This window comes from Pseudonocardia sp., from assembly GCF_050250275.1.
Taxonomy (GTDB): domain Bacteria; phylum Actinomycetota; class Actinomycetes; order Mycobacteriales; family Pseudonocardiaceae; genus Pseudonocardia.
This window is the reverse complement of the sequence record NZ_JBFWOY010000062.1, coordinates 1-13362: the sequence shown is the minus strand read 5'-3', so window position 1 is coordinate 13362 and position 13362 is coordinate 1. Positions and strand designations below refer to the sequence as shown.

Below are 13362 nucleotides of genomic sequence, written 5' to 3'. Positions count from 1 at the left end.
GGTCGAGCACGCCCGCTTCCACGGCGGCCTGCACCTCGCGGGATTCGACACCGGCGTCATCTCGAGCCGCCGCCGCACCGCCTGACCGGTTGACGCGCCCGGGGACGCGCAGCCGGCGGGCGGTCAGGCGACGCCGGCCGTCGTCGCCACCCGCACGATCCAGAACAGCAACCCGGTCACGAGGATCACGACCCAGAACGGCCACGCGCGCCGGCGCGCGACCACCCAGGTGAGCACGCCGGCCACCAGCACCGACGCGACGATCATGCCGCCGAGCGCCCACCCCGCGCTGCTCGACGGCGGCGGCCCGGAGACCGCGAGCACCAGCACGACGTTGACGACGCCCCACCCGACGGCGGCCGGCATCGTGCGGCGCAGCGGTGTGCCGGTCGCGGTCGCGCCGATGGACGGGGGCGGCAGCTCCTCCGCGGCAGGGTAGGGCGGCGCACCCGGCATCGGCGCGTGCGGTGTGAGCCGGTCGGGGTCGACGGGGGCGAAGCCGGGGGCGCCGGCCTCCCAGGCGAACCGCCCGTCCCCGTCGGCGTCGGACTCCCGCGGCCGGGGCTCGTCGGCGGGGGTGGAACTGACCATCACCCGACGCTAGCCCAGCCGCCGCGGACGGCGCCGGCCCGACCGTCGGCGACGTCACTGCACCACATGTGTCCCAGGTGATCCCCGTCGCGGCGCACGGACCCGTGGAGGGTCTAGCCTCCCGGACGTGTCCACCCCTCCTGTCACCGTCACAGTCACCGGCGCCGCTGGCCAGATCGGTTACGCGCTGCTCTTCCGTATCGCGTCCGGACAGCTCCTGGGGCCCGACACCCCGGTGAAGCTGAACCTGCTCGAGATCCCGCAGGCCGTGAAGGCCGCCGAGGGCACCGCGATGGAGCTCGCCGACGGCGCGTTCCCGCTGCTGGCCGGCGTCGACATCTTCGACGACGCCACCAAGGCCTTCGGCGGCGCCAACGTGGCGCTGCTCGTCGGCGCCCGGCCCCGCGCCAAGGGCATGGAGCGCGGCGACCTGCTCGAGGCCAACGGCGGCATCTTCGCCCCGCAGGGCAAGGCCATCAACGCCGGCGCGGCCGACGACATCCGCGTCCTCGTCGTCGGCAACCCGGCCAACACGAACGCGCTCATCGCGCAGTCCGCGGCCCCCGACGTGCCGGCCGAGCGGTTCACCGCGATGACCCGCCTCGACCACAACCGTGCGCTGTCGCAGCTGTCGGCGAAGCTGTCGGTCCCGGTGTCCGAGATCCGGAAGATGACGATCTGGGGCAACCACTCCGCCACCCAGTACCCCGACCTGTTCCACGCCGAGGTCGGCGGCAAGATCGCCGCCGAGCAGGTCGAGGAGGCGTGGCTGCGCGACACGTTCATCCCGACCGTCGCCAAGCGTGGCGCCGCGATCATCGAGGCCCGTGGGGCGTCGTCGGCGGCGTCCGCGGCGTCGGCGGCCATCGACCACATCCACACCTGGGTCAACGGCACCGCCGACGGTGACTGGACCTCGATGGCCGTCCCCTCCGACGGCTCCTACGGGGTGGCCGAGGGCATCATCTCCTCGTTCCCCGTCACCTGCCGCGGTGGGAAGTACGAGATCGTCCAGGGCCTGGAGATCGACGCGTTCTCCCGCGAGCGGATCGACGCCAGCGTCGCCGAGCTCGTCGAGGAGCGCGAGGCCGTGAAGGGTCTCGGCCTGATCTGAGGCGGCCCGCCCGCGCTCGTCGTGCAGGAACGGCACTTTCCCGCAACCCGGTTGCGGGAAAGGGCCGTTCCTGCATCCGGGGGCCGGGGCCGGGAAGGGGGCCCACCCCCGTGATCATGTGGGGGCGGGGGTCGGGGCCACACCATCGTCGCAGGTCGGCGCATCGCGGAAGCTTTCTCCCAACGGCGGACCAACCGGACCCGCCCCACTCTCGGGAGAAACCGATGCGTACCCCCAGCCTCCGCCGCACCATCGTCCGCATTGCCACCGCCGGCGTCCTCAGCCTCGCCGGCCTCGGCGGGATCGCCGCCGTCGCCGCGCCGGCCGCCTCCGCCGCCCCCGCGGACTGCGCCTACAACCCCGGGGGCCGCGGCGGCTACGGCTCCTACGTCGACGGTCTCGCCCTGGACCAGATGGACTGGGAGCAGGACCTCGCCAACGGCATCAACGCCTACCGTGCCTCGAAGGGCCTGCGCCCGCTGACCTACTCGCGCCAGCTGGCCCGCCCGGCGATGTGGGCGAGCCTGGACAGCTACAACCGCGGCATCTCCCCGTCGAACCACATCGACTCCCGCGGCATGGGTATCGCCCAGCGCGTCCAGTTCTGCTCGGGCTACACCGGCTACGTCGGTGAGATCAACTACTGGGCCCGGGGCAGCCAGGCCTACACCGGCTGGCAGGCGGCGCTGAACTGGTGGAAGAACTCGCCCGGCCACAATGCTCTGCTGCTCGACGCGCGGGCCACGAAGTTCGCGGTGGGCCTGGCCTACGAGGGCGAGACCCGCACCCGCACCCACTACACCGTGGTGTTCGGCGACCACTGACCCGCCGCACCCGTTCGGCAGGAACGGCACTTTCCCGCAACCCGGTTGCGGGAAAGTGCCGTTCCTGCGTTCGGGGCCGTGAGCCGCGCCGCAGATGGTTAGTATTGGCACACATCCGCCGGGGGAACGTGGAGGCCAGTCCGTGACCGCAGCCGTCGTCCGCAGCACGCTCGCCGACCTCCTGCGCGAGCCCGACGACGGCCGCATCCGGGAGCTGCACGACGGCGAGATCGTCGTCCTCCCCGAGCCCGACGAGGACCAGACCTGGCACGTGCGCCTGCTCGACCTGATGCTCGGTGTCGGCGCCCCCGACGGCGTCGAGATCCACCACTCGACGGGCGTGCACGTCGACGCGGCGAACTTCTTCGTCCCCGACCTGCTCGTCGTCCGCAGGGGCACCCCGTTCCACGACAACGGGTTCGACGCCGCCGGGGTCGTACTGGCCGTGGAGGTGCTGGGCCCGCACACCCACCACGCCGACCGCGTCCTCAAGCCGTGGCGCTACGCCGAGGCGGGGGTCCCGTACTTCTGGCGCATCGACCAGGGGCCCCGGCTGGTCGCGCTGCGGCTCGACGCGACGCTGGGCGAGGGGCACTACATCTACGACACCGAACTGGTGCCGGGCGAGAATGCCGAGGTCCCGCACCCGTGGGTCGCGCAGATCGACATGGCCGAGTTCGTCGACCCGCCCAGCCGCCGCTGACCCGCCACCGTCGGCCGGGTGCCCCGGCAGTGCCGGGCACCGCGCACACGCTCAGAGCAGCGCGATCGCGAACGCCTCCGGCGGCACGATGATCAGGTTCTGCTCGGCCGCCGCGGGTTCGGAGGCCAGCAGGATGCGGTCGACGCCCCGGTCGAGCGGGATCGTCGCGTCGACGTGCCCGAGGTTGACCACGACGCGGATCCGGCCGCGGTGCACGACGACCGTGCGGGCCTCGTCGTCCACGTCGACCTCGACGTCGTCGAGCCAGGGATCGGTGAGGTCGGGCCACTGCCGGCGCAGCGCGATCAGCTCCCGGTGCAGCGCCAACAGCGTCGCGTGGGGCTCCTGCGCCGGCTCGTCCCAGTCGAGCTTGGAGTCGAGGAAGGTCGACTCGGCGTTCGGGTCGGGCACCTCGGCCGCTCCCCAGCCGTGCTCGGCGAACTCCGCGGTGCGGCCCTCGCGGACCGCGTCGCGCAACGCCGCGTCGGGGAAGCGGGAGAAGAACTGCCACGGGGTGCGCGCGCCCCACTCCTCACCCATGAACAGCATCGGCGTGAACGGCGAGGTGAACACCAGCGCCGCCCCGCAGGCCAGCTGACCGGGCGTCAGCGACTGGGTGAGCCGGTCACCCGCCGCGCGGTTGCCGATCTGGTCGTGGTTCTGCAGGTAGGCGAGGAACCGGTGCCCCGGGATGCGCCGGGTGTCGACGGGGGCGCCGTGCACCCGGTTGCGGAAACTCGACCAGGTGCCCTCGTGCAGGAAGCCGCGGCACAGCACGTGCGCGAGCCCGGTCAGCCCGGCCGCGGCGAAGTCGGCGTAGTAGCCCTGCGCCTCGCCGGTGAGCACGGCGTGGAAGCTGTGGTGGATGTCGTCGGCCCACTGGGCGTGCAGCCCGTAGCCGCCGCCCTCCCGCGCGGTGATCATCCGCGGGTCGTTGAGGTCGGACTCCGCGATCAACGACAGCGGCCGGCCCAGGTGCGCGGACAGCGACTCGACCTCGACGGCCAGCTGCTCGAGCACGTGGATCGCGCGGGTGTCGCGCAGGGCGTGCACGGCGTCGATGCGCAGCCCGTCGATGTGGAAGTCGCGCAACCACATCAGGGCGTTGTCGACGACGTAGCGGCGCACCTCGTCCGACCAGGCGCCGTCGAGGTTGAGCGAGGGACCCCAGATGTTGCTGCCCGCGAAGTAGGGGCCGAACCGGTCGAGATAGGCACCCGAGGGACCGAGGTGGTTGTAGACGACGTCGAGCACCACGCCGAGCCCGCGGGCGTGGGCGGCGTCGACGAACCTCTTCAGCCCGTCGGGGCCACCGTAGTTCTCGGTGACCGCGTACCAGTCGACGCCGTCGTAGCCCCAGTTCCACGGGCCGTCGACGGCGTTGACGGGCAGCAGCTCGACGAGGTCGACGCCGAGGTCGACCAGGTGGTCGAGGCGGCCGATCGCGGCGTCGAACGTGCCGTCGGGGGTGAAGGTGCCGATGTGGCACTCGTAGAGCACCGATCCGGGCAGCTGCCTGCCCGTCCAGGCCGTGTCGGTCCACAGGAAGTGGTCCTGGTCGTAGCGCCGCGACGCCGCATGGACCCCGCCCGGCTGCCACCGCGACCGGGGGTCGGGCAGCGGGGTCTCGTCGTCGCCGACGAGGAACGCGTAGGCGCTGCCGTGCCCGGCGCCGTCGACCTCGGCGTGCCACCAGCCGCCCGGACTCGGGTACATCGGATGCGTCTCGCCGTCGACGACGACGCGCATCTGGTCCTGCTCGGGCGCCCAGACCCGGTACTCGGCCACGTGCGTCGGTTCCTTCCGGTGCTCTCGGATGGGTCGGGTGGTGTCGGCGGGGACGTCAGGAGGGGCGGACGAGCAACGCGACGGGGTAGCGCCGCAGCAGGTCGGCCAACCGCGGGGCGGACCCGTCGACCGGGATGTCGGTGACCATGTCGTGCCAGTCGCCCGCGCCGTCGGGCAGCGGGAGGACGGTGTCGCCCCAGCCGCCGCGGGCGGCCAGGCCGACGGGCAGCCGGGTGGCGACGGCGACCATGCCGGTGGCGTGGCGGCCCGGCCCGAGCAGCGGAGCGGTGCCGCGTGCGAACGCGACGGCGTGCTCGGCCGCCTGCCCGGACGCGGGCAGCGCCCGGTAGCCGGCGAACAGCTCCGGCCGGTACCTGCGCAGCCGGGCCGCGGTGGCCGTGACCAGCAGTTTCGCCGCGCCGTCCGGGCCGACCTCGGGCAGCTCGCCCTCGTCGATGCGGGCCAGGGTCGCGCGGCGGGCCGCGAAGTCGACGGGCCGGCGGTTGTCCGGGTCGACGAGGGAGTACTCGAAGAACTCGGTGCCCTGATAGATGTCGGGGACACCGGGCCCGGCCAGCTGCAGCAGCTTCTGGCCCAGGGAGTTGGACCGGCCCGCGCCCTCGATGCGGGCGACGAACGCCTCGATCTCGGCGACCAGGTCCGGGTCGGACAGCACGTCGCCCGCCCACGCGGCGACCGCCTCGTCGACCGCGGCGACGGCGTCGACGTGGCTGGTGACGAGCTTGGCCTCCTTCGACGCCTTCGTCAGGTACGCCGACATCCGGTCGGCCGGGATCGGCCACGCGCCGACGAGGCACTGCCACGCCAGCAGCTCCAGGGACCGGTCGGGCAGCGGGCGGCGGGCCGACCAGCGGCGGACGACGTCGATCCACTCCGCCGGCATCTCCGACAGGGCCGCGAGCCGGGCCCGGACGTCCTCCGAGCGCTTCGTGTCGTGCGTCGACAGCGTCGTCATCGTGGCCGGGGTGCTCGCCTCACGGGCGGCCGCGGCGGCGTGGAACTCGGCGGGGGAGACCCCGAACCGCTCGGGGGCGCCGCCGACCTCGTTGAGCGCGACGAAGCGGGTCCACCGGTAGAACGCCGTGTCCTCCACACCCTTGGCCATCACCATGCCCGACGTCTGCTGGACGCGGGTGGCGAGCTCGCCGTGCGGGTCGGCGACCATCGCGGCGTGCAGGGCGGCGAGCGTGCCGGCCAGGTCGGGTCGGTGGGTGCGGGCGACGGCCACCGCGGTGTCGAGCGACTCCCGGCCCTCCGGCAGGTAGCTGCGGTAGACGGGGAACCCGCACAGCAGCTCGGCGACGGCGTCGACCAGCCCCTCGGACGGGACGCCCGCGACGGCCGCCGCGGCGACGCCCGCGATCCGGCGCACCTCGGCGGCCAGGATCGTCGACGCCACCTCGCGTCGCGCCCGGTGCTCCCCGGTGTGTGCCGACTCCTTGACCCCGACGTGCTCGGCGGCGAACTGGGTGAGCAGCCCGGCACCGGCCGGATCGACGAACACCCCGCAGATCTCGCGCAGCGCCTCGTAGCCGGTGGTGCCGTCGACCGGCCAGGACGCGGGCAGCTCCTCGCCCAGCCCCAGGATCTTCTCGACGAGCAGCCACCGGTCCGGGCCGATCGCCGCGCGCAGCCGGCGCAGGTAGGCGCCGGGATCGGACAGGCCGTCGGGATGGTCGACGCGGATGCCGTCGACCTCGCCCGCCTCCACCCAGCGCAGCACCTCGGCGTGCGCGGCGTCGAACACCGCCGGGTCCTCGACGCGGACGGCCGCGAGCGTCGACACGTCGAAGAACCGCCGGTAGGTCAGCTCGGCCGCGCCGCGCTTCCACGACACCAGCCGGTAGTGCTGCCGCTCGTGCACCTCGCGGGCGCTGCCCTCGCCCGTGCCGGCCGCGACGGGGAACGTGTGCTCGTAGTAGCGCAGCTCGGTGCGGTCGGCGGAGAGGGTGAGCGCGTCGAGAGCCGCCGCCTCGTCCTCGCCCAGGACCGGGAGCAGGATCGGCCCGGCGGCCCAGTCGATGTCGAACTTGTCCGCGTGCGCCGACCCGCGACCACGGGCCAGGACGTCCCACCACCACGGGTTCGCCAGCGGCACCTCGACGCCGACGTGGTTGGGCACGATGTCGAGCAGCAGGCCCAGCCCGCGTTCGCGAAGCGCCGCGACCAGGTCCTTGCGGCCCAGCTCGCCGCCACGCTCGACCGACACCCGCGTCGGGTCGACGACGTCGTAGCCGTGGTTCGAGCCCGCCCCCGACTCCAGCAGCGGCGACGCGTACAGCGCGCCGACCCCGAGCCCGTCGAGGTAGTCGAGCAGCGCCACACCGTCGGCGAAGGTCTGCTCCGCGGAGAACTGCAGCCGGTAGGTGGACGACGGCACCTGACGGTTCACGCGCTCGGTCATCGGGTCGCGGCCTCCACCCGCTGCAGCACCAGGATGGACCGGGCCGGCACGACCTGCGCGGACCCGGACGTCACCGTCACCGGGTCGGCCGCCACCGTCCCCGGCGTCGTCGCGAGCGAGGTGACCTCACCGGTGGCCGAGTCGACGACCACCGCCCAGCGCGTCCCGAACTCGGCCGCGGGCAGCGTCGCCTCGATGTCCTCCCAGTGCGCGTTGAGCAGCAGCAGGAACGAGTCGTCGGTGACGCGCTCGCCGCGGTGGTCGGCCTCGGTGATGCCCTCGCCGTTGAGGAACACCAGGACGCACTTGCCGAACCCGGAGTCCCAGTCCTGCTCGGTCATCTCCTCACCCGACGGGGAGAACCACGCGATGTCGGGCAGCGCCGTGGCCGTGTCGCCCGTCTCCGAGCGCCGGCGGGGCCGGATCGGGCGGCCCGCGAAGAAGCGGCGACGCCGGAACACCGGATGCGCGTGCCGCAGCGCGGCCACCCCACCGGTGAAGCCGATCAGCCCGGCGTTCTTGCCCGCCAGCGACCAGTCCATCCAGGCGATCTCGTTGTCCTGGCAGTAGACGTTGTTGTTGCCGCCCTGGGTGCGGCCGAGCTCGTCGCCGTGCAGCAGCATCGGCACGCCCTGGGACAGCAGCAGCGTCGTGATGAAGTTGCGTTGCTGGCGGGCCCGCAGCGCGAGGACGTCCTCGTCGTCGGTCGGGCCCTCGACCCCGCAGTTCCAGGACCGGTTGTGGCTCTCGCCGTCGTTGCCGTCCTCGCCGTTGGCTGCGTTGTGCTTGTCGTTGTAGGACACCAGGTCCGCGAGGGTGAACCCGTCGTGCGCGGTGACGAAGTTGATCGAGGCGTAGGGCCGGCGACCGTCGGCCTTGTACAGGTCCGAGCTGCCGGTGAGCCGGGAGGCGAACTCGCCGAGGGTGCCCGGCTCGCCCCGCCAGAAGTCGCGGACCGTGTCGCGGTACTTGCCGTTCCACTCCGTCCACAACGGCGGGAAGTTGCCCACCTGGTAGCCGCCGGGGCCGACGTCCCACGGCTCGGCGATGAGCTTGACCTGGCTGATCACCGGGTCCTGCTGCACGAGGTCGAAGAACACCGACAGGCGGTCGACGTCGTAGAACTCGCGGGCGAGCGTCGAGGCCAGGTCGAACCGGAACCCGTCGACGTGCATCTCCGTGACCCAGTACCGCAGCGAGTCCATGATCAGCTGCAGCGTGTGCGGGTTGCGGACGTTGAGCGAGTTCCCGGTGCCCGTGTAGTCCATGTAGTACCGCTGCTCGTCCTCGACGAGACGGTAGTAGGCGTGGTTGTCGATGCCGCGCATCGACAACGTCGGCCCCATGTCCGAGCCCTCGGCCGTGTGGTTGTAGACCACGTCGAGGATGACCTCGATGCCCGCCTCGTGCAGGTCGCGCACCATCGCCTTGAACTCCTGCACCTGGCTGCCGGGACGGCTGCCCGACATGGCGTAGGCGTGGTGCGGGGCCAGGAACGCGATCGTGTTGTAGCCCCAGTAGTTCGCGAGGCCGCGCTGCTCGAGGTGGTGGTCGGTGATGAACTCGTGCACCGGCATCAGCTCGACCGCGGTCACCCCGAGCGTCTGCAGGTGCTCGACCATCGCCGGATGCGCCAGCCCCGCGTAGCTGCCCCGCAGCTCCTCCGGGACGTCCGGGTGGGTGATCGTCAGGCCCTTGACGTGGGCCTCGTAGACGATCGTCTCGTGGTAGGGCACCTTCGGCGGCCGGTCCGAGCCCCAGTCGAAGTACGGGTTGATCACCACGGACTTCGGCACGAAGGGGGCCGAGTCGGCGTCGTTGCGGTTCTCGGGCGCGTCGAACTCGTAGCCGAACACCGCCTCGTCCCAGCGCACCGGGCCGTCGAGGGCCTTGGCGTACGGGTCGATGAGCAGCTTGTTCGGGTTGCAGCGCAGACCGTGCGCCGGGTCGTGCGGACCGTGGACCCGGTAGCCGTAACGCTGCCCCGGCTCGACCCCGGGCAGGTAACAGTGCCAGACGAACCCGTCGACCTCGGTCAGCCTGACCCGGGTCTCCTGCCCGTCGGGCTCGAACAGGCACAGCTCGACCTTCTCGGCGACCTCGGAGAAGATCGCGAAGTTCGTTCCGGCGCCGTCGTAGCTGGCGCCCAGCGGGTAGGCGCTACCGGGCCACGGCCGCATGTGCTCCTCGTTCCCCGGCCTCGGCCGGACTCTCGAATTCGACGGACGACCGGGCACCCGGCGTCACCGGGTACAGGGTGGGGGAGGGTTCGGAACGCCCGCGCTCACGCTACCCGGGACGACCGACGCGAAAACGTCGGTGACGCGCTGTCAGCCGGCCGACCGCGGCGGGAAGCCACCGGTCGCGATCGGCCCCCACCGCGTCGGCGTCACCCTGATCAGCGCCTTTCCCTGCGCGGTCATCGCCGCGCGGTACTCGTCCCAGTCGGAGTGTTCACCCGAGATCACCCGGAAGTACTCCACGAGCGGTTCGACGGCCTCCGGGAGCCGCAGCAGCTCGGCGTCCCCGTCGACCTGCACCCACGGCCCGTCGAACCCGTCGGACAGCACCATGACCGACGCCCGCCCCGTCCGCGCCACGTTCACCGACTTCGCCCGCTCCGGGTACGTCGCCACCACCAGCCTGCCCTCGACGTCGACCCCACCCGTCACCGGAGACAGCTGGGGCGACCCGTCGGAACGCGTCGTGACCAGGACGAACCGGTGCCGGGGGCGGACGAAGTCGAGCAGGTCGTCGAGACCGACGCGGGTGTTCGTGGCGATCGTGCGCGGCATACCCCGAACACTAGGGCGCCGCGCACCGCCGCGCCGGGTAGTCTTCGCCGCGATGAGCACCCTGTTCACGAAGATCATCGACGGCGAGCTGCCCGCCCGGTTCGTCTGGTCCGACGACACCTGCGTCGGGTTCCTCTCGATCAACCCGCTCGGACCCGGCCACACCCTCGTCGTGCCGCGCGCCGAGGTCGACCACTGGGTCGACGCCCAGTCCGGCCTCATCGCCCACCTCACCGCGGTCTCCCACGTCGTCGGCAACGCCGTCCGCACCGTCTTCGCCCCGCCACGGGTCGGCCTGCTCGTCGCCGGGTTCGAGGTCCCCCACCTGCACCTGCACGTCTTCCCGGCCCGGGACATGGCCGCCTTCGACTTCGCGAACGCCGCGAAGACCGTCGACGACGCGGAGCAGGACGCCCACGCCGAGGCCCTGCGTGCCGCGCTGCGCGACGCCGGACACGCCGACCACGTCCCCGCCGCCTGACGTGCAGCTGGTCCTCGTCCGGCACGCCCTGCCCGAGCGCGTCCACACCAACGGCTCCACCCCCGCGGTGGCGGCCGACCCCGGCCTCACCGAGCTCGGCCACCGCCAGGCCGCCACCCTCGTCGGCGCACTCGGCGCCGAGGCCGTCGACGGCCTACACAGCAGCACCATGGCCCGCGCCGTCGAGACCCTCGCGCCGCTGGCCGCCGCCCTCGGCGTCGAGCCGGCCCGCACCGCCGACCTCGCCGAGTACGACGTCGCCGACCCCCACTACGTGCCCGTCCACGAGATGGCCCGCCTCGACCCCGCATCGTGGGACCGGCTGCGCGCCGGGCTGCTGCCCGCGCACGTCGACGTCGACGCCTTCCGCGCCCGCGCCGTCGCCGCCGTCGAGGCCGTCGTGGCCGCCCACCCCGGCAGGGGCACCGCCGTCGTCGTCGCCCACGCGGGCGTCGTCAACATCTACCTCGCGCACGTCCTCGGCATCGACCGGCCGCTGCCGTTCCCGCTCGACTACGCCGGCATCACCCGCGTCGTCTGCGGCCGTGAGGGACGCCGCACCGTGCGCACCGTCAACGAGATCGGCCACGTCGCCGCGCTGCTGGCCGAGGTGGGCGCCGCCCGGGGATAGGCCACCCGGTCGGACACCGGGTCCGAAGGGGTGACGTCCGGCACGCGCCCGCGCCCCGATGCTGACCTGGAGCGTTCGGCTGAATACGCTCGGTACCGAAGATCGTCGGCGAGACACCGCCGGCCGCTCGTCGAGGAGGGGGTCCCGACGCCATGACGGGCCGGATCGGAGGTGACAGCGGTGACGACCCCGCCTCCCTCCCCGCGGCCGGCCCCGACCCGCCCGCCGACCCCGCCCCACCCACGGCCGGACCCGGCCCGAGGCGATCCGTGTTCGCCGGACGCGAGTTCCGCAGCCTCTGGGGCGCCGAGCTCGTCTCCGCCGTCGGCGACCAGCTCGCCCGCCTCGCCCTCGCCGTCCTCGTCTACGAACAGACCGACTCCGCGAGCTGGTCCGCGCTCGTCTACGCACTGACGTTCCTGCCCGCGCTCGCCGGCGGCATCCTCCTCGGCGGGCTCGCCGACCGCTACCGCCGCCGCGAGCTCATGATCGTCGTCGACGTCGTCCGCCTCGTGCTCGTCGGACTCATGGCGCTGCCCGGGCTCCCGCTCACGGTCCTCTGCGCCCTTCTCGTGGTGGTCGTCCTGCTGTCCTCGGTGCACAGCGCAGCCCAAGCCGCCCTGCTGCCGCTCGCACTGCCCGGCGAGATGTACGAACGCGGCCTCGCCGTCCGCCAGATAACCGGTCAAGCCGTCCAGCTCGGGGCCTTCGCCGGAGGAGGGCTGCTGCTCGTCGCCATCGCGCCCCGCACCGCCCTGCTCGTCAACGCCGGGACCTTCCTCGTCTCCGCCGTCGTCCTGCGCGCCGGCGTCCCGGCCCGCCCCGCGCCCGAACGCTCCACCGACGCCGGCGAGAGCCGCGGCTCCGTCGTCCGCGACGGCGTCGCCGCCATCCGCGAGATCATCGCCGACCCCGCCCGCCGCGCACTGCTCGCACTCGTCCTGCTCGTCGCCGTCTACATCGTCCCCGAGGCCATCGCCGCGCCCTACTCGGCCGCCGTCGAGAACACACCCATCGGCACCGGGCTCCTGATGGCCGCCGACCCGGCCGGCAGCGTCCTCGGAGCCTTCGCGTTCCAGCGGTTCGTCCCCGCCCACCTGCGCTCACGCCTCATCGGCGTCCTCGCCATCCTCGCCGGCGTGCCGCTGCTGGCCTGCGCGCTGCACCCCGGCCTGTGGACGTCCGTCGCCCTCTGGGTCGCCTCCGGCGCCCTGTCGACGGCGTTCATGGTCCAGGCCCAGGCACTGTTCGTGCGCGCCACACCCGACGCCCGCCGCGGCAGCGTCGTCGGCGTCGCCGCATCCTCCCTGCTCGCCGCCCAGGGCATCACCGTTTTCCTCGGGGGCGTCCTCGCCGACCTCATCGGCCCCGCCAACACCGTCGCGGTCGCCGGAGCCGTCGGCATGGCACTCGCGGTCGCCGCCGCGCTGGCCTGGCGATCGGCCCGCCCGCGCGCCACCGGCTGAGGACTCACCGACTCCACGGGACATCGGTCGGACGGCGCCCTGCAGCGCCCGACGTCCGTCCACAGTGGTCGGTCGATCGGTCGGCCCGCCCCGACGGCGGGCGCCTCCAGCAGGACCATCGGTGATCACTCACCGTGGCCGCCCGGGTTCCGCCGCCGGCCTCGCCGGCACTGATGCGCGTCGACGCGCGTTGTCGGCCGGCGACCTCCCGCTGGGGCACGGGGGCACAACACGGCCGGGATGATGCGTGGTTCTCGTTCCGTTCGTGCGGAGATGTCGTACACGGCTTGTTCGGGGTGGGGGGGTCACCAGGACTTGTTGCGCACTGCGGGCTCCTTCGGGGTTGTGGTCGGGCTGGTCGGGCGGTGTCACCAGGACTTGTTGCGCACGTCGTGCTCCTCCTGCTCGGTGTGGGTGCGGGCGGTCGGTCGTCGGTCACCAGCTCTTGTTGCGCACGTCGTGCTCCTCTCGGTGGCTGTGGTGGTGGGGCTGGGGGCGGTGGTCACCAGGACTTGTTGCTCACGGGTCCTCCTTCTCGGGGTGG

The 13362-nt window shown here is 73.0% G+C and carries 11 protein-coding genes and 1 pseudogene; 7 read left to right on the top strand and 5 right to left on the bottom strand.

The window, feature by feature from the left end; all coding sequences use genetic code 11:
• Positions 1 to 85, top strand: a pseudogene (locus tag AB7F12_RS31225) (CoA-binding protein); the annotation flags it as partial.
• A 38-nt stretch (positions 86 to 123) separates the two neighbouring features.
• Here the strand turns inward: AB7F12_RS31225 and AB7F12_RS31220 are convergent.
• On the bottom strand, positions 124 to 591 hold the full coding sequence (locus AB7F12_RS31220; protein ID WP_428497400.1) for a hypothetical protein: 468 nt from the start codon (positions 589 to 591) through the stop codon (positions 124 to 126).
• A 127-nt stretch (positions 592 to 718) separates the two neighbouring features.
• Here AB7F12_RS31220 and AB7F12_RS31215 point away from each other — a divergent pair, with 127 nt between their 5' ends.
• The 3 genes from AB7F12_RS31215 to AB7F12_RS31205 all read left to right on the top strand — a co-directional run bounded on the left by AB7F12_RS31215 (position 719) and on the right by AB7F12_RS31205 (position 3232).
• Positions 719 to 1705 carry a malate dehydrogenase gene (locus AB7F12_RS31215; RefSeq protein WP_428497399.1) on the top strand — a complete coding sequence of 329 codons (987 nt, stop codon included), beginning with the start codon at positions 719 to 721 and terminating at the stop codon, positions 1703 to 1705.
• A 224-nt stretch (positions 1706 to 1929) separates the two neighbouring features.
• The gene (locus tag AB7F12_RS31210) at positions 1930 to 2529 is read left to right on the top strand and encodes a CAP domain-containing protein (protein WP_428497398.1); all 600 of its coding nucleotides are present in this window, start codon (positions 1930 to 1932) and stop codon (positions 2527 to 2529) included.
• A gap of 142 nt (positions 2530 to 2671) precedes the next feature.
• Positions 2672 to 3232: a Uma2 family endonuclease gene (locus AB7F12_RS31205; RefSeq protein WP_428497397.1), complete on the top strand. Its 561-nt coding sequence runs from the start codon at positions 2672 to 2674 to the stop codon at positions 3230 to 3232.
• Between the two features lie 51 nt (positions 3233 to 3283).
• Here the strand turns inward: AB7F12_RS31205 and treZ are convergent, their stop codons facing one another.
• The 4 genes from treZ to AB7F12_RS31185 all read right to left on the bottom strand — a co-directional run bounded on the left by treZ (position 3284) and on the right by AB7F12_RS31185 (position 10240).
• A complete protein-coding gene (gene treZ / locus AB7F12_RS31200; RefSeq protein WP_428497396.1) occupies positions 3284 to 5020 on the bottom strand; it encodes a malto-oligosyltrehalose trehalohydrolase in 1737 nt (578 codons plus the stop codon).
• 55 nt (positions 5021 to 5075) lie between these two features.
• The gene (gene treY / locus AB7F12_RS31195) at positions 5076 to 7445 is read right to left on the bottom strand and encodes a malto-oligosyltrehalose synthase (protein WP_428497395.1); all 2370 of its coding nucleotides are present in this window, start codon (positions 7443 to 7445) and stop codon (positions 5076 to 5078) included.
• Positions 7442 to 9625 (bottom strand): glycogen debranching protein GlgX, encoded by a 2184-nt coding sequence (gene glgX, locus AB7F12_RS31190; RefSeq protein ID WP_428497394.1) that lies wholly within the window; start codon positions 9623 to 9625, stop codon positions 7442 to 7444. The genes treY and glgX overlap by 4 nt, the downstream gene beginning before the upstream one ends.
• Before the next feature lie 150 nt (positions 9626 to 9775).
• A complete protein-coding gene (locus AB7F12_RS31185; protein ID WP_428497393.1) occupies positions 9776 to 10240 on the bottom strand; it encodes a PPOX class F420-dependent oxidoreductase in 465 nt (154 codons plus the stop codon).
• 52 nt (positions 10241 to 10292) lie between these two features.
• Here AB7F12_RS31185 and AB7F12_RS31180 point away from each other — a divergent pair, with 52 nt between their 5' ends.
• From AB7F12_RS31180 to AB7F12_RS31170, 3 genes are all read left to right on the top strand, one after another.
• Entirely contained in the window at positions 10293 to 10721 is a 429-nt protein-coding gene (locus AB7F12_RS31180; RefSeq protein ID WP_428497392.1) for an HIT family protein, read from the top strand.
• 1 nt (position 10722) lies between these two features.
• Positions 10723 to 11352 (top strand): histidine phosphatase family protein, encoded by a 630-nt coding sequence (locus AB7F12_RS31175; RefSeq protein WP_428497391.1) that lies wholly within the window; start codon positions 10723 to 10725, stop codon positions 11350 to 11352.
• 152 nt (positions 11353 to 11504) lie between these two features.
• Positions 11505 to 12818, top strand: coding sequence for an MFS transporter (locus AB7F12_RS31170; RefSeq protein ID WP_428497390.1), 1314 nt, complete (start codon positions 11505 to 11507; stop codon positions 12816 to 12818).
• Positions 12819 to 13362 lie beyond the last annotated feature (544 nt).